We start from the raw sequence: 20,834 nt of genomic DNA, 5'->3' as shown, positions 1-20,834 counted from the left end.
GTGCGGCCCGGTTGGCGACCCGGAATCGCCGAACCCCTACTTCGACGCGCACCGGCCCAACTCGACCCGGGCCCGTTCGCCGACTCGGCTATCGGTGAACTACTGCGCCGTCCCGCCATGGCAGATCGGCCAGATAGCCCCACACCCCCGGATCCAGCCCCGGTGATGGCTTCAACGAGTCGTCATCTGCACTCGCGGATACCGGCCCGACATCTCCTGCAGGAAGGCCACGAGCGATGCCAGGGACAGCGGCTCCGGCATGCGATGGCGCTCCGGAATGGCACGCAGTGCCTGCTGGTAGCCGAAGAAGGTGTACGGGTCGTTGGGATAACGGCTCGGCGAGACCCCGGCGAAGATTCCTTCGATCCGGGCCCGCCGCAGAAGGTGGCGCCACTGCCCGGCGGTCGCCGTTCCGACGGAGTTGACGCCGTGGCAGAACAGGGCCAGGTGCAGGTAGTCGTAGCCGTCGCGTCCATCGAGGTAGCGGTGCAGGCGAGCGAGTGACGGCTGGACCGGGAAGGTGGTCCAGTACGGCACGCTGCCGGTGAGCAGCGCCCGCCAGGGGTCGAGCAGTATGAATGAGTCGATCAGCAGTCGGTTGGCTGGCAGGTCCCGTTGCCGGTGCCACCAGCGGTAGAGGTCTGCGACCAGCGGGCTGAGATCCTCGGGCTGGTCGAACATCAGCCGGGCCGTGTGGAAGCCGTGGCGGTCGGCGAAGACCGTGATGTCGTCGCGGAGTGCCGGATCGAAGCCCCATTCCGCTTCCGGGCTTTCGGCATCGGCGGGCGGTGCCTGCCATTCGGACACCCCAGCACGATGTCGGCGCAGATAGTCCGCTATCTGCGGGCTGCCGTAGCGGTACTCCTCGGGAGGAATGCCGCCGACCGCACCGAGCTGAAACAGATGGCGCTGGCCGATTCGTGTGGTGGGCCATTGTTGGCCGCATTCGGCGATCAGAATGGTGCCGCCCGGTTCCAGGACGTCGGTGATGAACTCCTCGTATGCCGGCCCCAGCCGGGTGCGTTTGACCCGGAAGTACGCCATGCGGCGCAGGGTGAGGCGGTCCTGGTTCGGGTCGTGCATATGGTGCAGCACGAGACCGGGATTGCGAGCGAGCAGGGCGCGGGCGGTGCGGTCGAACGCGTGCGCTGCGCGGATCGGGTCATCCGGTGGGACCTGGTGCTGGCGCACGGGCAGCAGCAGCGTCTGTGGCAGCCAGGGCACCCCCAGCGCGGCGCAGAGGTGCGTCAGCGCGCCGTTGGAGGATCCCACCACCACCGCTGGGTAGCGGCGGCGCGGATAGAGATCAGCTACTGAGGCGGCGACGGCATCGGCGTCGATCCGGGCGATGTCCGCCTCGCGGCGTCCCTCGGCGCCGCTGAACACGCTGTAGATCCACTGACGGGTGGTCATCGGCAGCCGGGCTGCCACCGCAGCTGCGGGTCGCAACGCCCGGAAGGCGGGCTTGCCCAGCGGTGGCGTGTCCCGGCCCTGCAGGAACCGGGCCAACGCCACCACCATCGCGGACGCGGAGTCGAAGCCGGCGACCTCCCGCGGCAGCCTCATCGCCACCTCCGGTCGAATCATGCCTACAAGCGTGGGTACGACAGGGCCATGCCCGAGTTTCCGCGCGATGTCACCACGTCATACCACGAAGGGGTGCTGGGCCGGATGCGAAGCCGGGCAGTTGGCACGCCGCGACCCGGCGTGCCGCAGGTCGTCCTCGTGCAAGGCATGGCCGTGGCGGACTACCTGTTGCCGGCCCTGTCGGCGCTCGGCGAGTGGACTCGCGCCCACCTCGTGGAGCTGCCCGGTTTCGGCGGCAGCGGCGAGCCACCACACGAACTGTCGGTGCCGGAGTTCGGATACGCCGTCGCAGATTGGCTGACCACCCGACAACACGACCGCGTGATCCTGGCGGGGCACTCCAGCGGCACCCAGGTCGCCGCCGAAGCCGCCGTGGGCCACCCCCGGGTGGCTGGACTGGTACTGGCCAGCCCCACGGTCGACCCGGTTGCCCGCGGCCCCGTGCGCCTGCTCGTTCGGTGGCAGCTCGACGGCCGGCACGAGCCTCCCGGCCTCAGCAAGTCCCATTGGCCGGAATGGAAGCGGGCCGGCCTTCACCGGCTCGTGCATCTCGTACGGGCTCATCTTCGTCACGCCATGGAGGAGCCACTGGCGCGGCTGATGGTGCCGCTGCTGGTTCTGCGAGGCGAACAGGACCGGCTCAGCACCCGCCAATGGGCACGGCACCTGATTGGCATGGTGCCCGAGGGCCAGTACGCAGAACTACCTGGCGCTCACACGTTCCCCTGGCTTGACCCGCGGGCCTGGTCGGCACCAATACGCAGGTTCGCCGAGGCAGTGCAACGCTGAGAACACGATGAGCGGGCCGTCGTTTTTTAATTGATTTCGAGTAGTTTGCCGGTGTGGCGTTGGATGTGGCTTCACAGCAGCTGGACCGCCCGCCCGACCCGCTCCACGGCGGCCAGCACCGCGGGCACAGCCAGTTCGGCCAGGGCCGGGTGGACGGCGCTGCTGTCGCCGGGCGGACGCGGCCCCACCCAGAGCGCCTGGTGTCCCGGCCGGTCCGGCGGCGGTCCCCACAGCGCGGGCGACACCGGGCCGAAGAGCAGCACTGACGGGGTGCCGTAGGCGGTGGCCAGGTGACCGATGCCGGTGTCGCCGGCGACGACCAGCCGGGCGTGGGCGACCAGGGCAGCCAGCTCGCCGAGGCCGGTCCGCCCGGCGAGGACCGCCTCCGGCGGCAGCCCGGCCGCGTGGGCCACCTCCTCGGCGATGCCCCGCTCAGCCGCGCTGCCGCTGACCACCATTCGGTGGCCGCGTGCGGTCAGCTCCCGGGCGACCGCCGCGAAGCGAGCCGGTGGCCAGCGCCGCTCGGCGCCCTTCGCCCCGGGATGGATGATGCTCACCCCGGTGGGCAGCGCGCCGGGGCCGGGGCGGCGCAGCGCCAGGTCCGTCCGGTCGGCGGGGATGCCGTACCAGGCCAGCAGCCGGCACCACCGGTCCACCTCGTGCTCGTCGTCACGCCACAGTGGGCCGTGATGGTGCCCGGCCTCGACGTTGGTGAAGGCGAGCATCCGCTGGGGCTGTGTCTCGGCCAGCATCCGGTGCGACTGAGGGCCCCGGCCGTGCAGGTCGACCGCCAGCGCGGGCTTCGGGCCGGACCACGGGAGGTGGCCCAGCCCGTCCGCCTCGACCAGGCGGTCCACCCCGCCGACCAGCTCGACCAGCGGGGTCAGCCAGCGCGGTGCGACCAGCGCCAGCTCCTCGTTGGGGTACGCGGCGCGCAGCGCGCGCAGCGCCGGGACCCCGGTGGCGAGGTCGCCGACACCGAGCGCCCGGAGCGCGAGGATCACGGGTACGAGGTCTCGAGCTCGGCGCAGACGACCAGCTCCCGTACGGCGCAGCCGGGCGGCTGGGCGAGGGCGAACAGGACCGCCTCCGCGGTGTCGGCCGGGTCGTTGAGGATCGCGTCCGGGCCGGGCCGGTACCGCTCGTCCCGCTCGTCGAAGAACGCCGTCCGCATGCCACCTGGGATCAGCAGTGTCACGCCGACCGTTCCGGCCAGCTCGGCGGCGAGCGCCCGGGTGAAGCCGACCACCCCGAACTTCGCGGCGCAGTACGCGGTGGCGTCGCTGACCGCTTTGACGCCCAGCGTGGACGCGACGGTGACCACCGTGCCGTGCGTGCGTTCCAGGTGGGGCACCGCCGTCCGGATCACCGCGGCGGTGCCGAGCAGGTTGATCGTCACGATCCGGTCCCAGATGTCGCCCGGCACGTCTGCCAGGCGTCCTGGCGCGTCCGTGCCGGCCGCGGTCACCACGCCGTTCAGGCCGCCGGCCCGCTCGGCGAGTTGGCGGGTGGCCGCCTCCGCGGCCCGGGTGTCGGCGAGGTCGCACTCGATCCAGGGCACCCCTTCGGCGGGTGCCTGCCGGTCCAGCACGTACGGTCGCCCGCCGGCCTTGCCGACCGCGTTCACCACCGCCGCGCCGAGGCCGCTCGACCCGCCGGTGACGAGGATGGCGTGTCCGTTCATGTCCCTGCTCATACGGCTCCCTTGACGAGGTGGAGGCCGCGCTGACGCGCGGCGGAGATGGTGCCGGTGGTGGACCGGCCGGTCAGGTAGGGGACGGTGACGACCTGGCCGCCCCAGCGGTGCACCAGGTCCGCTTCGGGCAGGTCCGGCCCGCCGTCGCCGGCGTAGTCGCCGCCCTTGACCCAGACGTCGGGCCGCAGCCGGGCCAGCACCCGGTGCGGGGTGGGTTCGTCGAAGACCACCACCGCGTCGACGCAGTCGAGCGCGGCCAGCAGCCGGGCCCGGTCGGTCTCCGGGTTGACCGGGCGCTCGGGTCCCTTGACGCCACGTACGCTGCCGTCCGAGTTGAGGCAGACCACCAGGCAGTCGCCGAGGCGGCGGGCCGCTTGAAGGGTGGCGACGTGCCCGGCGTGCAGGATGTCGAAGCAGCCGCCGGTGGCGACCACCGTGCCGCCGTCGGCGTGTACCGCGGCCACCAGCGCCTCAGCGGTGCGTGCGGCGTCCGGTGTCGGGCGGCGCGCCGGCTCGCGGTCCAGACCGGTTGCCCCGCCCGCCGCCACGTACGCCGACGCGGCGGCGACGGCCGCGCCGACCGCCTCGGTGACCAGCGCGCCGTCGCCGAGCGCCAGGGCGGCGGTGGCGGCGAACCGGTCGCCGGCGCCGCAGGTGTCCTCGACGCGGTCCGGGGTGGACGGCGGCGGGACGACCAGCGGGGTGCTGCCGGCGTGGCAGAGCACCGCGCCGTCCGGGCCCATGGTCACCGCGACCGCGCCGACCCGCCAGCACCGCCGCAGTTCGTGCCCGGCCCGGGTCGCCGTGGACAGCGCCGAGCCGGCCCCCGCGTCGCCGGTGAGCTGTCGCAGCTCGGCGAGGTTCGGGGTGGTCAGCCGAGCCCCGGCCACGGCGGCCGGGCCGCGCGGGTGCGGGTCCCACACCACCGGGGCGGACGCCTCGGCGAGCGCCACGCGCAGCATCGGCTGCCGGACCAGGCCGCGACCGTAGTCGCTGACCAGGATGGCCCGGGCCTGGGCGAGCACCTCCCGCACCGCCTCCGGTGGCTCGCCGGGTGGCTGGGGGTCGCCGCCCCGGTCCAGCCGGAGCAATGTCTGTCCACCCGCCCGCAACCGGATCTTTTCGGCGGTCGAGCCGGGCAGGTGCAGGGGGTAGACCACCACCCCGGCCTGAGCCAGCAACTCGGCCAGGTGGGTCCCGCCGGCGTCGTCGGCCAGCGCGGTGACCAGCGCTACCTCGGTGTCCTGGGCGGCGGCGAGCAGCGCGGCCAGGCCGGCGCCGCCGGGCCGGTCGACGGTGGTGTGTTCGTCCAGCACCGGTACGGGAGCGTCCGGGCAGACCCGGCTCACCGTGCCCGTCACGTCCCGGTCGAGCAGGGCGTCGCCGACCACGACGAGCGGGCCGCTCACGGCTGCACCCAGCCGGTGCCCGTGGACCCGTTGCGGTGGTGCCCGTGTCCGTTCGCGCTGTGCCCGTTGGCGCCGTGCCCGTTGCCGCCGTGCCCGTTGCCGCCGTGCCCGTTGGCGCTGTGCCGGTCCGGCGGGACCGGGACGAGCGGCGGCTTCCACGGGGCGAAGGTGCTCCCCCGGGACGCGGGCACGGCCGTCGTGGGCAGCTGCCGGACCAGAGGCAGGGCCTGGTCGACGTACTCGCAGAGCAGGTGGGTGGCGACCAGGTGCAGCTCCTGCACGACCTGGCTGTCCGGCGACGGGACGGCAAGCATGTCGTGGCTCAGGGCGGCGAGCGGGTTGGGGGTGGGACCGGTGAAGGCCCAGCAGCGTAGTCCGGTTTCGCGTCCGGCGTGGGCGGCGGTGAGCAGGTTGGGGCTGGTGCCGCTGGTGGACATCAGCAGCAGGATGTCGTCGCGGCGACCGTGGGCACGGACCTGGCGGGCGAAGACCTCCGGGTAGCCGTAGTCGTTGCCGATGGCGGTCAGCGCGGAGGTCTCGGCGTGCAGGGCGATCGCGGAGAGGGGTTCGCGGTCCTCGCGGAGCTTGCCGACGAGTTCGGCGGTGAGGTGCTGGGCCTCGGCGGCGCTGCCGCCGTTGCCGGCCACGAGGATCCGCCCGCCCCGTGCGAGCGTCCAGGCCAGTTCCGTGCCCCAGTCGGCGAGCCGCTCGGCCTCCCGCCGAAACGGCAGCAGCGCCGCCGCCAGCCCGGACAGGTGCGCCTCGATCGGGTCGGGCCGGGTCATCAGGCCACCGCCGGGGTGGGACGAGCGACCGTGGTGACCACGGCGTAGACGGCGCTGAGCTGTTCGGCGCAGCGCTTCCAGGAGTACCGGCTGCGGATCCGGTCCAGGGCCGCAGTGGCGTACGCGAAGCGGCGGACCTTGTCGGCGAGGAGCCGGCGGATCGCGGTGGCCAGCGCGCGGGAATCGCGCGGCGGCACCAGGTCGCCGGTGACCCCGTCGACGAGCGTGTCGGCGATGCCGCCGACGTTGCTGCCGATCACCGGTACACCGCAGGCCATCGCCTCCAGCGGGGTGAGCCCGAACGGCTCGTACCAGGGGGTGGCGACCAGTACGTCGGCCGAGCGGTACCACCGGGCCATCTCCTCCCGGGGCACGCCGCCGACCAGCTTGACGCGGTCGGTGACGCCGCAGGAGTCGGCGAGCGCCCGCAGCCGCCGGGCGAAGGCGTCGGCGGGGAGCAGTTCGGCGGGTGGGCCACCGACCACGACGCACTCGGCGTCCGGCACCGCGGGCAGCGCCCGGACCACGTCCAGGAAGCCCTTGCGTGCCACCATCCGGCCGACGGTGAGGATGCGCGGCCGCTTCGGGTCGCGTGGCGCGGCCGGGCCGTCGGGGTGGAACACGCGTTGGTTGACGCCGGATGGGACCAGCGCCATCCGGGAGCGGGGTACGCCCATCCGGACCAGCTCGGCCACCTCGTCGGTGCACTGCACGACGACCCGGTCGACGGCCCGCCCGAGCGCCCGCTCGTAGCCGATCCGTCGAGGTGGGCTGGTGTCGCGGGCGCCCTGATGGCGGCGCTTCACCGTGCCGAGCGCGTGGTACGTGAGCACGGTCGGCACGCCGGTCCGGCGGGCCGCGTGCACCGTGGCCAGCCCGCTCATCCAGAAGTGTGCGTGCGCCACGTCCGGGGTCCAGCCGTCGCGCCGCCAGGTGTCGGCCAGCCAGCTGCCGAACTCGCCCATGTACGGCAGCAGTTCGTCCTTCGGCACCCGCCGCGGCGGGCCGGCCGGCACGTGGCAGACGTGGTAGCCGTCCGGGGTGGACACCGCGTCGGGCAGGGTGGGGCAGTCGCGGCGGGTGTAGACGCGGACGTCGTGTCCCTCGCCGACCAGCGCAGCCGCGAGCTCCGCCACGTGGGTGTTCTGGCCGCCGGCGTCCTCCTCGCCGAGGGTGGCGAGCGGGCTGGCGTGCTCCGAGATCATCGCGATGCGCATGCTTCCTCCTCCATCAGCCGGTCCCAGTCGGCGAGGAACCGGTCGAGCCCGAAGCGTTCCTTCGTCACCTCGCGTGCCCGCGCCCCCAGCCGGTACGCCGCGTCACGGTCCTCGGCGAGCCAGCGGGCCGCCTCGACCAGCGTGTCCACCCGGGTGGAGAGCACCCCCGCGTCGGGCGGCACGACGTCCACGACCTCGGTGGTGGCCAGCGCGATCACCGGCATGCCGATGGTCATCGCTTCGATCAGGCTCAGCCCGAGGGACGTCCACCGGCACAGGTGCAGGTACGCCCGCCGCCGGGCCAGCACCGTGTGCATCTGGTCCTGCGGCAGGTCGTCGTGGCTGGCCAGCCGGTCGGGAGGCAGCCCGAGCCGGTCGGCCAGCCCGGTCACGCCCATGCCGTAGACGTCCAGCGGGGCGACCGCGGCGAAGCGCGGCATCAGGTCGGTGCCGGTGACCCGCCAGCGGCGTACCGGCTCGTTGGTGACCACGGCGAGGCGGTCGACATCGCCGGTCCACTCCGCGGCCGGCGGCACGATGCCGTGGTCGATGACGGCTGTCCGGGTGCCACCGTTGTCCCAGAACAGCTCGTTGAATCCGGTGACGTGGGTGAGCAGGAGGTCGTCCCGGTCGGCCATCGGGTGGCGGGTGTTCGGCACGTCGCCCTTGGGGGTGTTGTGCTCGACGTAGACCGCCGGCAGGTCCCGGCCGGGGCGGCGACCCAGCCACCGCTCGGCCAGCTCCAGTTCCTCCGGGCGTTGCAGGACGACCAGGTCGACGTCGTTCCGCCGCAGCTCCTGCGGGGTCACCTCGACGGCGTTCGCCGGCCAGGCGTATGTCCGCGCCCGGCCCAGCCCGTACGGGCCGCGGTCGGGCGTGACCGGCACCAGGTAGCGGTGTCGTCCGTGCACGAACGACGTCGTCCAGGAGCCGTGCACGTGCCACAGCAGAACGTTCATGCCTCTCCTCAGGTCGGTCGGGGCGCGGCGGGTTGCGGTCAGTCGTGCGGGGCGAGGGCTCGTACGGCGGCGACCACCTCGGCCGGATCGACGCCGCCCAGGCAGGGGTGGCCGGAGACCGGGCAGACGGCCGCGCGGGTGTCCCGGCAGGCCGCCCCGGCGTCGCCGAGCCGGACGGTGGGCACCCGGTACGGTCCCCACTGTCCGAACGGGACGGTGGGGGCGAACAGGCTGACCACCGGTGTGCCGACGGCGGCGGCGAGGTGGGCCGGCCCGGTGTTGCCGACCACCAGGCAGCGGGCGCCGGCGATGATCCGGGCGAGTCCGGCCAGGTCGCTCGCCCCGCCCAGGTCGGTGCCGCTGGCGGTGGCGACCCGCGCGGTCAGGTCCCGCTCGGCGGGAGCGCCGGTGACGACGACCCGACGCCCGTCGGCGACGAGGGCGGCCACGATCTCGGCGCAACGGTCCGCCGGGCAGGCCCGCGCTGGCACCGACGAGCCGGGGTGCACCACGACGTAGTCGCCGGTCAGCCCGGCGACCGGGTCGTCCAGCGTGTCGGTGCCAGCGGGGATCGGTACGGCCGGGTCGTCTCGTAGCCGCAGCACCGGCTCGTCGCGGGCGGGCAGGGCGAACCCCGCCGCCGCGGCAAGGGAGAGCGCCCGCTCCGGCTCGGGCACGCCCACCGGCACCCGGTGCCGGACGTCGAGCAGGGAGCCGGGGTGGTCGTCGCTGATCGCGCTGATCCGGGGCACCCCGGCCATTCGCAGCAGCAGGGCGAGGGGCAGCGGGGACTGGTGGAACGAGGTGAAGATGACCGCTTCGTCGGCGCCGACGGTGGCGAGGCGGGCGGTCAGCCGGCGGATGTCCTCGGGGTCGACCGGCTCGGGAGAGGCGTCGATCCACGGCAACCGCCACTCGATCAGCTCGTCGATGCCGGGCAGCAGCTCGGCGGCGGCGCGGCCGCGCGGGCCGCAGAGCAGCACGACCCGGTCAGCGCCGGCCGCGACCGCCCGGATGCCCGGCCCGGTGACCAGCACGTCGCCCACCGAATCACTGCGGGCCACAAGGACCGTGCCGGCTCGCGCGGCGCGGGGCACGACCGGCCGGACCGCCCGCATCCGGCCCAGGATCTCGTCCACCGCGGCGGGCAGGTTCCGAGCGGCGGTCGGCGCCGCTGCGATCTCCTCCGGACGGGTGGCCGGGGTGGGAACCAGGACGCCGGCGGCACCCGCGGCCGCGGCCGCGATCATGTCGGCGCCGATGTCGCCGACCAGCACACACCGGGTCGGCATGGTGCCCAGCGCCCGGGCAGCGGCGTGCACCAGCCCCGGAGCCGGCTTACGGCAGACACACCCGTCGGGTTCACCGTGCGGACAGATCTGCCAGCTGTCGAACGGCCCGAGCAGCTCCTCCACCCGAGCGTTGACCCGGCGCAGGTCCTCGACGGTGAAAAACCCCCGGGCCAGGCCGGACTGGTTACTCACCACGGCGAGCCGCAGACCGGCCGCACGCAGCCGATCCAGGGCCTCCCGCGCGCCGGGCACCGGCCGGACCTTCTCCGGATCGCCGTTGTACGGCACGTCCTCGATCAGCGTGCCGTCACGGTCCAACAGCACCGCGTCGAACAGGGCGGGACCGGGCGACATCATGTCCGCCCAGCTGTCCCGGGCAGGCGAGGTAGACATCATCGTCCCGCCCCGGGGCCGTCCACCGCGACGACCTTCCGAGCGGGCACCGAGCGGGCGCGCCACCAGCCGCGTATCCAGTGGACGACCGCGAGCGGCGGGATGAGCACGCTGGTCACCAGCATGGTGACGACCTCATCGGGGGTGCGCGGGCCGGGCGCGATGCGGACCCGGGCGAACTCGGCGGTTCCGGCCGCCCAACCCAGCCCGGCAACGGCGGCGACGACCCCGAGGCCCCGCCGAAGGGCGCCGGGACCATCCACCGCGCGCAGTCCGGTGGCGGCCAGCGCGACCGCCCCGGCGGCGGCGACCGCGACGTGCCCGGGTCGCCGCCCGGGGGGCAGTTCGAGCGCGGTCCGCCAGCTCGGGCCGTACAACCGGCGCAGCAGCGCGTCGTCGGCGTTGCCGCGCTGGATGCGCAGGCTCACCCAGCGGCTCTCGGGGCGTACCGGATGGGTGACCCGGCGCTGGCCACGGACCAGGTCCCAGCCGGCGAGCTGGATCCGGTGCGCCAGCTCGGCGTCCTCCCGGTAGGCCCGGGGGAAGCGCTCGTCGAACCCGCCGACATCGACCAACGCCGCCCGGCGGTAGGCCATGTCAGCGGTGATCCACCGCCCTTCGGCCAAGCCGGCGGTGCCGCGTTCCCAGTCGGTGGGGCGGCGGCCGGCCGGCAGCGGCACCCTCAGCACGCCCTGCACACCGCCGACCCGGTCGGGCACGGCGAGGTCGGCACGCAGCAGCCTGGCCCAGTCCGGCGCCGGCACCACGTCGTCGTCCAGGAAGACCACCCACTCGCCGCAGGCCGCCCGCCACCCGAGGTTGCGGGCGGCTGCCGGGCCCGCACCGCGACCGGTCAGCACCTTCGTGTACGCCGCGAAGGCCCCCGGCACCGCCAGCTCCCCGGTCTCGTCGCGCCGGTCGTCGACCAGCAGCAGTTCGGCCTCGGGCAGGTCGCCGAGCTGGCCGGCGAGGGTGTCCAGCAGCACGGCCAGGCTCGGCCGGCCGAGCGTGGGCACCACCACGCTGATCATCGGCCGTCGCCCGGCGTCCGACGGCGCACCGCGAAGGGGCCGAGCGCGAGCAGGTCCACCGGCGCGGACCCGAACAGCTCCATCGCCTCCCGCGGGGTGTCCACCATCGGCCGGCCGGCGGTGTTCAGCGACGTGTTCACCACGACCGGCAGCCCGGTGAGCCGCTCGAACTCGGCCAGCATCTCGGCCACCAGCGGCTCGGTGTCGGCGTGCACGGTCTGCACCCGGGCGGTGCCGTCGACGTGGGTGACCGCCGGGATGCGCTCGCGCCACTGCCGCCTCACTCGGTGCACGAAGAGCATGTACGGGCTCGGGTGGACGCCCTCGAAGATCTCCACGAAGCGTTCCGCGCGGACCATCGGGGCGACCGGACGGAACTGCTCCCGGCCCTTGACGTCGTTCATCCGGCGGGTGGTGTCCGGGTCGCCGGGGTGGGCGAGCAGCGACCGGTGGCCCAGCGCCCGCGGGCCGTACTCGCTGCGCCCCTGGTACCAGGCGACGATGCCGTTGCCGGCGAGCGTCCGGGCCGCCTCCGCGGCGATCGACGCCGGCCGGGTGTACGGCAGCTGCGCCCGGCGCAGCTCCGCCTCCAGCTCCTCGTCCGACCAGCCGCGGCCCAGGTCCGCCCCGGTCATCGGGGTGGACCGGTCGCCCAGCTCGCCGGCGACGTGCAGGGCCGCGCCCAGCGCTGTGCCCGCGTCCCCGGCCGCCGGCTGCACCCAGACGTCGCGGTACGGCCCTTCGGCAGCGACCCGGGCGTTGGCGACGCAGTTCAGCGCAACGCCGCCGGCCATGGCCAGGGTGGCGGCGCCGCCGGAGGCGTCGTACAGCCAGCGGGACAGGTCGAGGATGACCTCCTCCAGCCGGACCTGCACGCTGGACGCCAGGTCGGCGTGGTCGTCGGTCATCTCCCCGTCGGCGGTCCGCGCCTTGGCCATGCTGGCCCAGTCGATCCGGTCGACCCGGAAGCCGCCGTCGTCGGTCACCCGGACCAGCTCACGGAGCAGGCCCAGGTGCCTGGGCCGGCCGTACGAGGCGAGCGCCATCACCTTGTACTCGTCGCTGGAGTGCAGGAATCCGAGGTGTCGGGTCAGCTCCTCGTACAGCAGGCCGAGCGAGTGCGGCAGTTGCTGCGCGTGCAGGTATGACAACCGTCCGTCACGGTAGACGCCGGCGAGATGACTGGAGTCCTCACCGCGCCCGTCGAGGACCAGCACCGCGGTGTCGTCGCCGGCCGGCGGGGCGGCCAGCCCGGCGGAGGCGGCGTGCGCCACGTGGTGCGGCACGAACCGCACCTTCTCCGGGTCGAGCCCGGGCAGGGCGGCGGCGAGGAACTGCGGTGCCCGCTTGGCGTAGTCGATCCGCAGCCAGTCCCACGGGTCGTCGAGACCCAGCTCGACCGCGTCACGGCAGAGGCCGGGGTCGAAGGAGTACGCGACCGCGTCGAGGCTGTCGACGCCGATCCCAGCACTGGCCAGACACCAGGCGGCGGACAGCTCGGGCAGCTCCCAGGCGGCGAACGGCACCGGGCGCTTGCCGTGCTTGCGGCGGCTGAACCGCTCCTCTTCAGCGGCGGCCACCACCCGGCCGTCGACCACGAGAGCAGCCGCGGGGTCATGAAAGACCGCGTTGATTCCGAGGACGCGCATGAGCAGTCCCTACCCCTGCGAGCACGGCCTAACCACAAGGTCATCGACTTCTCCCGCGAGTCCGATGTCGCCTGTGAGACTCGGGTCAGCACCGAAAGGGCAGCTGACAGTGCCCGCGCCTTCACTGTCCGCGCTGGCCGTGGAGTCGTCGTCCGCCCATCTCTGATGCTCACGCCGACTGCTGTTGGGGCGGGTTTTGCCTTGATGGGCCCAGGGAACCTTCCGCAGGTAAGCAGGCTGGAGGCAGGGAGGCCTACATGCGCCGTTGGCTGCGGGGACATGCGCTGTCGATCGCCACGCTTGGCGCGTTCGTGATCTTCTGGATCCTGCAGACCGTGTTCGGTTGGCAGGTGCACAACGAGGAGCTGACCCAGCATGGCCGACACGCGCTGTCGTACCTCGCGTACCTACATACCGGCCACCTCGCGGAGGCGACGTTCGAGAACTGGGAGTCGGAGTTTCTCCAGATGGGCGGGTACGTTCTGCTCACCGCGTACTTGGTGCAGAGGGGATCCTCGGAGTCCAAGCCGGAGCAGCAGGGTGATCGGCCTGACGACCGGGCCGAGAACGCCACCTCCGCGTCACCCTGGCCCGTGCACGTCGGCGGTTTGGTGCTGGCGGTCTACCGCAACAGCCTCTCTATCGCCCTCCTGATGATCTTCGCCGGGTCGTTCCTCGGGCACCTGTTGGGTGGCGTGGCGAACTACAACGAGGAGCAGATGCTCCAGAGCGGCGCCGAGCCGATCAGTGCCTGGCAGTTCCTGGGCACCAGCGACTTCTGGTTCCAGTCCATGCAGAACTGGCAGAGTGAGTTTCTGGCCGTGGCCGCGCTGATCCTGCTCAGCACCGTCCTGCGTCAGCACGGCTCGCCCGAGTCGAAGCCCGTGACCGCCTCGCACGCCACCACCGGCGCCTGACCGAGGTACCCACAGCCTTTCGCACGCCCCCATCCGCGCTGGCCGCCGGCTGCAGGTGGCGGCGACCGGCTCCAGTCAGCCGCGCAAGCAGCTACGACGATGAGCGTGATCGCACACGTGTCGCCTACGCAGATCCGCGTACGGAGAGCCATCCGCTGTCGGAGGACACGTCCTCCTCTTCGGCACGAACATCAACCTCGTGAACACACCACCGAGCCGTCTGATCCACCGTGCCCTGCTCGGCACGACGCCCGGTGCGAGGGACTCGAGGAGAAGATGATGACAACCGAGACTCCCCGTAGCGAGGGAGCTCTGGCGGGGTTGGCCCGGTTCTGTTACCGGCGCCGCCGCCTGATCCTTCTGACCTGGATCGTCGGCGTGATCGCCGTGGCGGTCGTCGGCTTCCGCTACGGCGCCGCCTCCGACAACGACTACTCGGGCGGAGACTCCGGGTCCGCCAAGGCACAGGCTCTGATCGAGAAGCATTTCCCCGAGCAGCAGGGGGACACGCTGACTCTCGCGATCAAGGCGGAGAAGGGGATCGACGACCCCGCCGCCCGGCAGAAGATCGAAAAAGTCATTGCCGATCTCGACGCCTCACCCGTTACCGGCCCGGTGACCTCGCCTTATCAGGACGAGAATCTGGTGACGAAGGATCGCCGTATCGCCCGTACGACCATCCCGCTGACCGACAAGGATGCGAAGAAGACCGACGTCAAGCCCCTGGTGGACACGGTCAAGAACGCCTCCGGTGACGGCGTGACCCTGGGGCTGGGCGGGGACAAGGCGGAGAAGGCAGAGACACCCCCGCAGGGTCCGGCCGAGGGGGTGGGCCTCCTGACGGCAGCGGTGATCTTGTTCATCGCCTTCGGGTCGCTGGTGGCGATGGGCCTGCCGATCGTGACCGGACTGATGGCGGTCCTCGGCGGCATCGCCCTGATGAAGCTCGTGGGGCACGTGGTCCCCTCGCCGGATTTCACCGTGCTCGTCTGTTCGTTGATCGGGCTCGGTGTCGGCATCGACTACGCACTGTTCATCCTGACCCGCTACAAGGACGGCCTGCAGGACGGCGACGAGCCTGAGACCGCCACCGTCAAGGCCATCACCACCGCAGGGCACGCGGTCCTGTTCGCCGGCACGACCGTCATGATCGCGCTGCTGGGCCTGATCGCCATGGGACAGAAGATGATGACCGGCGTGGCCATCGGCGCCTCGGTGACGGTGCTGGTGACGATGATCGCCGCGGTGACCCTGCTGCCGGCGTTCCTGGGCTTCATCGGCCACAAGATCAACTCCCTGCGCCTGCCCCGTCGCACGTCCCGCCGGCACCGGGGTGACGGTGTCCCGTCCCGGGAGCGCCGCACCCCCGCCGAGCGCTGGGCGGGCGTGGTGCAGCGCAAGCCGCTGGTCGCCGCGCTTCTTGCCGGCGCGAGCCTGCTGGTGCTGGCCTCCCCCGCACTGTCGATGCGGCTGAGCCTGCCCGACGCGAGTGTCCAGCCCCGCGACCGGAGCAGCTACACCTCGTACGAGATCGTCTCCGAGGGCTTCGGTCCCGGCTACGGCGCTCCCCTGATCTTCGCCACCGCGGTCGACTCCACGGACGCCGACCTGCGTCGCGTCGTCGACGCGGTCAGGAACACCGAGGGCATCGCCCACGCCACGCAGCCTCGAATCAGCAAGGACGGGCAGGCCGCCATCTTCATGGCCTTCCCCAGGACCGGGTTACAGGACGAGGCAACCGCGAACCTGGTGCACGAGCTCCGCGACGACGTGCTGCCCAAGGAACCCGGCGGCAGAAAGGTCTACGTCGGCGGCCCGAACGCCGGGGCGATCGACTTCGCCGAGGACACCAGCTCGCGCCTACCCTTGATGATCACGGTCGTCATCGTGGTGTCCCTGCTGCTGCTGATCGCGCTGGTCCGGTCGGTCACGATCGCGCTGCAGGCCGCCGTGATGAACCTGCTGTCGATCGGCGCCGCCTACGGCGTGCTGGTCGCGATCGTGCAGTGGGGATGGTTCGGCTCGGCCCTCGGTTTCCCCACCGAGATGCCGATCACGACCTGGGTGCCGATGATGATGTTCCCACTCCTGTTCGGCCTGTCCATGGACTACGAGGTCTTCCTGATCTCGCGGATCCGCGAGGAGTACGAGCGCAGCGGCGACACCCGGATGGCCGTCACTCGCGGGCTGGCACGGACCGCCAAGGTCATCACGGCCGCGGCCGCCATCATGATCGCCATCTTCACGACCGCCCTGCTCGGCCCCGACGTCTCGGTCAAGCAGATCGGTCTGGGCATGGCCGTCGCCGTGCTCGTCGACGCCACCATCATCCGCATGGTCCTCGTCCCCGCGGTGATGGAACTGTGTGGCAAGGCCAACTGGTGGATGCCCGGACGCCGGGCGCCGAAGGCGACCTCGACACCCCCGGACGAGGTTGAGGAAGAGGCCAGAGTCTGACTTTTCTCGAGTCGGAGTGCGGGGAGCTCTCGGGCGGGCGGTTCCCCGCACTCCTTCACGGTTCTACGAGCGAGTCGCGGCGTAGTCGGGGACTGCGCCGGGCGTGGTCCGGGTCTGCCGGGCGCAGGGCCAGGATCAGTACGGTCAGCCCGGCGAAGATGACCGTGGCGACGACGCCGGTGACGTGCAGACTGGTGGTGAACGCCTCCCGCGCGGTGTGCAGCAGTTCCGCGCCCTGGCCGGCGGAAAGGTGCTGGCTGGCCGCGACCGCGTCGGCCAGCGAGTCGGACGTGCCGTCCATCCGGCTGCCGTAGACCACCGCGGCCACCACGCCGATCAGCGCAAAGCCGAGCGAACCGCCGAGGTAGTTGCCGGTCTCCGACATCGACGCCGCCGAGCCGGCGCGCTCGGGAGGCACGGACCCGACGACCAACCCGGTGCCCAGCGCGAACAGCGGGCCTGTGCCCAGCGCCAGTACGGCGATGCCGAGCATCACCATCGGCAGGGCGTTCGCACCGTGGACTCCGACCAGCAGCAGGCTGCCCAGTGACGACCCCGCCAGCCCACCGGCGATCGCGGTCGTCTGCTTCATCCCCCGGGTCAGCACCGGCGCGGCCATGGTGCCGACTGCTGAGGCCAGGCCCATCGGTGCGAACAGCACCGCCGATGCGACCGGCGAGAAACCCAGCACGCCCTGCAGGTACTGGGTCACCATCAGGCCCGTACCCGCCATGACGATCCCGGCGAAGACGAGCGCGACGAGTACGGCCGTGAACGGGCGGTTGCGCAACAGCCGCAGGTCCAGCAGCGGCGTCTCCAGCCGCAGCTGCCGGCGTACGAACAGCAGTCCGATGACTGCGCCGACGACGAGAGCCACGGCCGGCACGACCGGCACACCCCCGACGGTCAGCTGCTTGATGCCGTAGACCATCAGAAGCACCGCCACGAGGGACAGCCCGACGCTGCCCAGGTCCAGCCGGCCGGACTGGTCGCTGCGGAACTCCGGCAGCAGGACCGGCCCGACGAGCAGCAGCAACACCATCGCCGGCACGGCCACCAGGAACACCGATCCCCACCAGAAGTGCTGGAGCAGGAGTCCGGCGAACACGGGTCCGAGCGCGCCGCCGGCGAACTGGCAGGTCGCCCAGATCGAGATGGCCTGCCCGCACTGCCGTTGGTCCCGGAACATGTTGGTGATCAAGGCGAGTGTGGACGGCGCCAGGGTCGCGCCGGCGACGCCCAGCAGCGCACGCACGACGATCAGTATCAGCGGGCTGACCGCGAAGGCGGCCACGACCGACAGCACGGCGAAGGCCGCTCCGCCGATCATCAGCAGCCGCCGGCGGCCGATCCGATCGCCGAGCGTGCCCATGGTGATGACCAGGCCGGCCACCATGAATCCGTAGCTGTCGCTGATCCACAGCTGCTGGACGTTGGTGGCACCCAGGTCGGCGCTCAGCCGTGGGAGCGCGAGGAGCAACGCTGTCATGTCCATCGCGACGAGCAATGTCGGCATCATGAGGATGACCAGTCCCAGCCATGCCCGGTTGACTCGCATATCCGAAACTTCCTGTTCTCTCGATGTTCCGCCGGTTGGTCGGAACGATCGAGAGCTTCTTGACATCGGTACGGACGGAAAGCCCGCGTGTCTGCCACGACGGGCACCGAACATGACGACGTTGCGGTCCGGCCGATGCGGCGGCAAAGAACTCCCGCGTAAGTTCGGACGGGATGTCAAGACTGCAGCGGCGGCTCCGACAAAGGGCTGAAGGGCCCAGCTGGGGCTCGCGAACGACGAGGAGTGCGGGATGCAGTTCCTGATCAGCATGTACATCAACCCGGCCGTGTTGGACGCGCTGACCGACGAGGAGATGGCGGCGATCGGCGACGGCCACGGCAAGTTCCTCGAGGCACTGAAGGCGTCCGGCGAGTTGATCACCACGCAGGCGCTGATCGACCCGTCACAGGCCGCTGTGGTGTCCGTACGCAACGGCCAGCCGGTGGTGACCGACGGACCTTTCCTGGAGGCCAAGGAACATCTGGGCGGTTTCTACCTGATCGACTGCCAGAACAAGGCGCGGGCGATCGAACTGGCATCGCAGATTCCGGACACCGCAATCGAGGGTCTGGGGGTCGAGGTGCGGCAGGTGATGTTCGCTGACGGACAATTGGAGGCGTGACGGCACCAGCCATCGAGGACCTGCTGCGTGAGCTCACGCCGCAGGTTCTCGGCACGCTGGTACGTCGGCACGGCCAGTTCGAAGGATGTGAGGACGCCGTCCAGGAGGCCGTCCTCGCCGCCACCGTGCAGTGGCCGGCCGAGGGAGTGCCAAACAACCCACGCGGCTGGCTGGTGACCGTCGCCTCCCGGCGGCTCATCGACGAGATGCGCAGTGACCACGCGCGCCGCGAGCGGGAGGCGGCGACGGCCATCGAGGTGGTGCCCGAGGACGTACCGGACACCGACGACTCGCTCGTCCTGCTGTTCCTGTGCTGCCATCCGGCGCTGACCGCCGCCTCCCAGACCGCCCTGACGCTGCGGGCGGTCGGCGGCCTGACGACTGCCGAGATCGCCCGCGCATTCCTGGTGCCGGAGGCCACGATGGCGTCCAGGATCAGCCGGGCCAAGCAGCGCATCAAGGCCGCCGGCAGCTCGTTCAGCCTGCCGGACAGCGCGGAACGCGAGGAGCGCCTACGGGTCGTCCTGCACGTGCTCTACCTGATCTTCAACGAGGGCTACACCGCCTCCTCAGGCAGCCAGTTGCACCGTGCCGACCTCGCGCGCGAAGCGATCCGGCTGGCCAGGATGGTGCACGCACAGCTGCCCGAGGATGGCGAGGTGACCGGACTGCTCGCGCTGATGCTGTTGACCCACGCTCGCCGGGACGCACGTACGACGGCGGCAGGTGACCTGGTGCCGCTGGACGAGCAGGACCGCACGAAGTGGGACCGCGGGCTGATCGACGAAGGCATCGAGCTGGTCAAGGCGTCGCTAGCCGGCCGGACGCTGGGGCCTTATCAGCTGCAGGCAGCGATCGCCGCCACCCACGCCGACGCGGCCACGGCCGAGGAGACCAACTGGCCGCAGGTGCACGCCCTCTACCTGATCCTGGAACGGATCGCGCCCAACCCGATGGTCACCCTCAACCGGGCGATCGCGCTCGCCGAGACCGAGGGCCCGTCGGCCGGGCTGGCCTTGCTGTCCACGTTGGATACAGACGTGCGGATGGCCGAGCATCACCGGCTGGTGTCCGTCCGGGCACATCTGCTGGAGAAGACCGGCGACACGGCCAGGGCGTACGAGGACTACCGGCGCGCCGCGAAGTCCACCGCCAGCATCGCCGAGCAACGCTACCTGGAGTCCCGGGCCAGCCGGTTGAGAAGATAGGCGCTCGTGTGCGCCCCGGTTCCCGGCAATCCAGCACCATCCGCATCTTTGGCTGCTTCACGTGCCCAGAGCTGGCGGCGTCTACGAACCATGAGCGGAACGGTAGCGCCGCCGATCCCCACAGCCACGAGCGTCAAGACCCATATCGGGGCTTGGGGCAGCATGAACAACATGGCAAAGAACAAGAGCGGTATGAAAAGCGCGGCATCCCGGTATACATGGTTCTTCGACCACTGCTGGATGTGTCGCGGGGAAATCGCGTAGCCAACGAACATCACGCCGTAAAACAGCCCGGCCGCCATTCCGATGACCCACCCACGGCGGCTACCCAAGCTGAAAGCCATCAAGGCAACCAGCGGCGTGTACATCGCCAGACGCAACCACCGTGGCACTCGCTCGAACCATCGGGACCAGGCGAGAACGAACGAGGTGACAGGACCGTGGGCTCGGGCATCGCTAGACACCGCGGCATTGTGCAGCACCGCGCGCGGCGCAGCAACCCGGTGTCGCTGCGTCAGGAATGACTGCTGGCCAGCAGTCGAGCATCTCTCATTGCCGATGACGGCATCGATGCCCGTCCGGCTGCCTTCGGAATCCTCCTCGGGGCCACCTGCGAGACCGACAAGTAATCGGCCGACCGCTTGTGCCGATGTCAGTTGCTCCTGGGCGAGGTTCTGGAATGCTTCGCCCATGCCTTCCTACCCGCCTACCTTCGCCGACCAGGTCGTCGCACAGCCAGCCCGTGCCCAGTTCGAGGCGTTCATCGACGAGCACCGCGGCGCGCTCAATGGCTGCTTGGACGGGCTGACCGAGGAACAGGCGCGCCGATCGTTGGTGGCCTCCCGGACCACGCTGCTGGGTCTTGTGAAGCACGCGACTTTCGTCGAGAAGGTCTGGTTTGACGAAGCCGTCACGTGCCGGTCGCGCGCTGAGATCGGCATCCCTGCGACGTCAGAGGAGTCGTTCATCCTCGATGACGACGACACGATCGCCACCGTCCAGCACGCACACCGCGAGGCCTGCGAAGCATCACGCCGTGCGACGTCATCCCTGGGTCTGGACGACATCCTTCACGGGCACCGGCGAGGCCCACTTCCGCTGCGGTGGGTGTATCTCCACGTGCTGCGCGAGCTCGCCCAGCACTGTGGGCACGCAGACATTCTTCGAGAGCAGCTCATCGACGAGTAGTGCGCGGAGGTCCGCTCATGCCGCCGACCGAGCGCCAGTGCTCGAGCACGAGCTCAAGCAGACGGCGTGACCGGGGG

General features: G+C 71.5%; 18 protein-coding genes. 6 read left to right on the top strand and 12 right to left on the bottom strand.

Going from position 1 to position 20,834, the window contains the following annotated elements; genetic code table 11:
• Nucleotides 1-171: 171 nt before the first annotated feature.
• Complete coding sequence (locus ACNAVT_RS12225) at nt 172-1,509, bottom strand: hypothetical protein (RefSeq protein WP_416295680.1); 1,338 nt, start codon at nt 1,507-1,509, stop codon at nt 172-174.
• Nucleotides 1,510-1,614: 105 nt separating this feature from the next.
• Between ACNAVT_RS12225 and ACNAVT_RS12220 the strand changes: the two genes are divergently transcribed.
• On the top strand, nt 1,615-2,376 hold the full coding sequence (locus ACNAVT_RS12220) for an alpha/beta fold hydrolase (RefSeq protein ID WP_416295678.1): 762 nt from the start codon (nt 1,615-1,617) through the stop codon (nt 2,374-2,376).
• 71 nt (nt 2,377-2,447) lie between these two features.
• Here ACNAVT_RS12220 and ACNAVT_RS12215 read toward each other — a convergent pair whose 3' ends face one another.
• The 9 genes from ACNAVT_RS12215 to ACNAVT_RS12175 are packed head-to-tail and all read right to left on the bottom strand — an operon-like array spanning nt 2,448 to nt 12,807.
• Nucleotides 2,448-3,380, bottom strand: a complete 933-nt coding sequence (locus tag ACNAVT_RS12215) for a glycosyltransferase family 9 protein (RefSeq protein ID WP_416295677.1) — start codon at nt 3,378-3,380, stop codon at nt 2,448-2,450.
• Complete coding sequence (locus ACNAVT_RS12210; protein ID WP_416295675.1) at nt 3,377-4,072, bottom strand: SDR family oxidoreductase; 696 nt, start codon at nt 4,070-4,072, stop codon at nt 3,377-3,379. The genes ACNAVT_RS12215 and ACNAVT_RS12210 overlap by 4 nt, the downstream gene beginning before the upstream one ends.
• Nucleotides 4,069-5,481, bottom strand: coding sequence for a PfkB family carbohydrate kinase (locus tag ACNAVT_RS12205; protein WP_416295673.1), 1,413 nt, complete (start codon nt 5,479-5,481; stop codon nt 4,069-4,071). The genes ACNAVT_RS12210 and ACNAVT_RS12205 overlap by 4 nt, the downstream gene beginning before the upstream one ends.
• Nucleotides 5,478-6,266, bottom strand: coding sequence for a D-sedoheptulose-7-phosphate isomerase (locus ACNAVT_RS12200; RefSeq protein ID WP_416295671.1), 789 nt, complete (start codon nt 6,264-6,266; stop codon nt 5,478-5,480). Before ACNAVT_RS12200 ends, ACNAVT_RS12205 begins: the two co-directional genes overlap by 4 nt.
• Nucleotides 6,266-7,483 (bottom strand): glycosyltransferase, encoded by a 1,218-nt coding sequence (locus ACNAVT_RS12195; RefSeq protein WP_416295669.1) that lies wholly within the window; start codon nt 7,481-7,483, stop codon nt 6,266-6,268. The genes ACNAVT_RS12200 and ACNAVT_RS12195 overlap by 1 nt, the downstream gene beginning before the upstream one ends.
• Entirely contained in the window at nt 7,468-8,442 is a 975-nt protein-coding gene (locus ACNAVT_RS12190) for a glycosyltransferase (protein ID WP_416295667.1), read from the bottom strand. The genes ACNAVT_RS12195 and ACNAVT_RS12190 overlap by 16 nt, the downstream gene beginning before the upstream one ends.
• A 38-nt stretch (nt 8,443-8,480) precedes the next feature.
• Nucleotides 8,481-10,130 (bottom strand): HAD-IIIA family hydrolase, encoded by a 1,650-nt coding sequence (locus ACNAVT_RS12185; protein WP_416295666.1) that lies wholly within the window; start codon nt 10,128-10,130, stop codon nt 8,481-8,483.
• Nucleotides 10,127-11,158: a glycosyltransferase family 2 protein gene (locus ACNAVT_RS12180; RefSeq protein WP_416295664.1), complete on the bottom strand. Its 1,032-nt coding sequence runs from the start codon at nt 11,156-11,158 to the stop codon at nt 10,127-10,129. Before ACNAVT_RS12180 ends, ACNAVT_RS12185 begins: the two co-directional genes overlap by 4 nt.
• Nucleotides 11,155-12,807 carry a carbamoyltransferase gene (locus tag ACNAVT_RS12175; RefSeq protein WP_416295662.1) on the bottom strand — a complete coding sequence of 551 codons (1,653 nt, stop codon included), beginning with the start codon at nt 12,805-12,807 and terminating at the stop codon, nt 11,155-11,157. Before ACNAVT_RS12175 ends, ACNAVT_RS12180 begins: the two co-directional genes overlap by 4 nt.
• Nucleotides 12,808-13,064: 257 nt before the next feature.
• Here ACNAVT_RS12175 and ACNAVT_RS12170 point away from each other — a divergent pair, with 257 nt between their 5' ends.
• Together ACNAVT_RS12170 and ACNAVT_RS12165 are read left to right on the top strand one after the other, a co-directional pair.
• A complete protein-coding gene (locus tag ACNAVT_RS12170; RefSeq protein WP_416295661.1) occupies nt 13,065-13,724 on the top strand; it encodes a DUF6766 family protein in 660 nt (219 codons plus the stop codon).
• Between the two features lie 279 nt (nt 13,725-14,003).
• Entirely contained in the window at nt 14,004-16,181 is a 2,178-nt protein-coding gene (locus ACNAVT_RS12165) for an MMPL family transporter (protein ID WP_416295659.1), read from the top strand.
• Nucleotides 16,182-16,236: 55 nt separating this feature from the next.
• Here the strand turns inward: ACNAVT_RS12165 and ACNAVT_RS12160 are convergent, their stop codons facing one another.
• On the bottom strand, nt 16,237-17,739 hold the full coding sequence (locus ACNAVT_RS12160; protein WP_416295657.1) for an MFS transporter: 1,503 nt from the start codon (nt 17,737-17,739) through the stop codon (nt 16,237-16,239).
• Between the two features lie 250 nt (nt 17,740-17,989).
• Here ACNAVT_RS12160 and ACNAVT_RS12155 point away from each other — a divergent pair, with 250 nt between their 5' ends.
• Together ACNAVT_RS12155 and ACNAVT_RS12150 are read left to right on the top strand one after the other, a co-directional pair.
• Nucleotides 17,990-18,361 carry a YciI family protein gene (locus ACNAVT_RS12155; protein ID WP_416295655.1) on the top strand — a complete coding sequence of 124 codons (372 nt, stop codon included), beginning with the start codon at nt 17,990-17,992 and terminating at the stop codon, nt 18,359-18,361.
• Nucleotides 18,358-19,569: an RNA polymerase sigma factor gene (locus ACNAVT_RS12150; RefSeq protein WP_416295653.1), complete on the top strand. Its 1,212-nt coding sequence runs from the start codon at nt 18,358-18,360 to the stop codon at nt 19,567-19,569. The genes ACNAVT_RS12155 and ACNAVT_RS12150 overlap by 4 nt, the downstream gene beginning before the upstream one ends.
• Here ACNAVT_RS12150 and ACNAVT_RS12145 read toward each other — a convergent pair.
• On the bottom strand, nt 19,533-20,261 hold the full coding sequence (locus ACNAVT_RS12145; RefSeq protein WP_416295652.1) for a hypothetical protein: 729 nt from the start codon (nt 20,259-20,261) through the stop codon (nt 19,533-19,535). The two genes, ACNAVT_RS12150 and ACNAVT_RS12145, sit on opposite strands and share 37 nt — an antisense overlap.
• Here ACNAVT_RS12145 and ACNAVT_RS12140 point away from each other — a divergent pair.
• Nucleotides 20,260-20,757 (top strand): DinB family protein, encoded by a 498-nt coding sequence (locus tag ACNAVT_RS12140; RefSeq protein WP_416295650.1) that lies wholly within the window; start codon nt 20,260-20,262, stop codon nt 20,755-20,757. The genes ACNAVT_RS12145 and ACNAVT_RS12140 overlap by 2 nt on opposite strands.
• The last annotated feature ends 77 nt before the right edge of the window (nt 20,758-20,834 follow it).

It is taken from the genome of Micromonospora sp. SL4-19 (assembly GCF_047921475.1).
GTDB lineage: Bacteria > Actinomycetota > Actinomycetes > Mycobacteriales > Micromonosporaceae > Micromonospora.
This window is presented reverse-complemented; position numbering and strand designations above follow the sequence as displayed.

What these genes read in the sequence shown, in the direction of transcription:
- ACNAVT_RS12220 (WP_416295678.1), top strand. Translation starts at nt 1,615, where the DNA reads ATGCCCGAGTTTCCGCGCGATGTCACCACGTCATACCACGAAGGGGTG.
- ACNAVT_RS12210 (WP_416295675.1), bottom strand. Translation starts at nt 4,072, where the DNA reads ATGAGCAGGGACATGAACGGACACGCCATCCTCGTCACCGGCGGGTCG.
- ACNAVT_RS12200 (WP_416295671.1), bottom strand. Translation starts at nt 6,266, where the DNA reads ATGACCCGGCCCGACCCGATCGAGGCGCACCTGTCCGGGCTGGCGGCG.
- ACNAVT_RS12195 (WP_416295669.1), bottom strand. Translation starts at nt 7,483, where the DNA reads ATGCGCATCGCGATGATCTCGGAGCACGCCAGCCCGCTCGCCACCCTC.
- ACNAVT_RS12190 (WP_416295667.1), bottom strand. Translation starts at nt 8,442, where the DNA reads ATGAACGTTCTGCTGTGGCACGTGCACGGCTCCTGGACGACGTCGTTC.
- ACNAVT_RS12185 (WP_416295666.1), bottom strand. Translation starts at nt 10,130, where the DNA reads ATGATGTCTACCTCGCCTGCCCGGGACAGCTGGGCGGACATGATGTCG.
- ACNAVT_RS12180 (WP_416295664.1), bottom strand. Translation starts at nt 11,158, where the DNA reads ATGATCAGCGTGGTGGTGCCCACGCTCGGCCGGCCGAGCCTGGCCGTG.
- ACNAVT_RS12175 (WP_416295662.1), bottom strand. Translation starts at nt 12,807, where the DNA reads ATGCGCGTCCTCGGAATCAACGCGGTCTTTCATGACCCCGCGGCTGCT.
- ACNAVT_RS12170 (WP_416295661.1), top strand. Translation starts at nt 13,065, where the DNA reads ATGCGCCGTTGGCTGCGGGGACATGCGCTGTCGATCGCCACGCTTGGC.
- ACNAVT_RS12165 (WP_416295659.1), top strand. Translation starts at nt 14,004, where the DNA reads ATGACAACCGAGACTCCCCGTAGCGAGGGAGCTCTGGCGGGGTTGGCC.
- ACNAVT_RS12160 (WP_416295657.1), bottom strand. Translation starts at nt 17,739, where the DNA reads ATGCGAGTCAACCGGGCATGGCTGGGACTGGTCATCCTCATGATGCCG.
- ACNAVT_RS12155 (WP_416295655.1), top strand. Translation starts at nt 17,990, where the DNA reads ATGCAGTTCCTGATCAGCATGTACATCAACCCGGCCGTGTTGGACGCG.
- ACNAVT_RS12140 (WP_416295650.1), top strand. Translation starts at nt 20,260, where the DNA reads ATGCCTTCCTACCCGCCTACCTTCGCCGACCAGGTCGTCGCACAGCCA.
- ACNAVT_RS12145 (WP_416295652.1), bottom strand. Translation starts at nt 20,261, where the DNA reads ATGGGCGAAGCATTCCAGAACCTCGCCCAGGAGCAACTGACATCGGCA.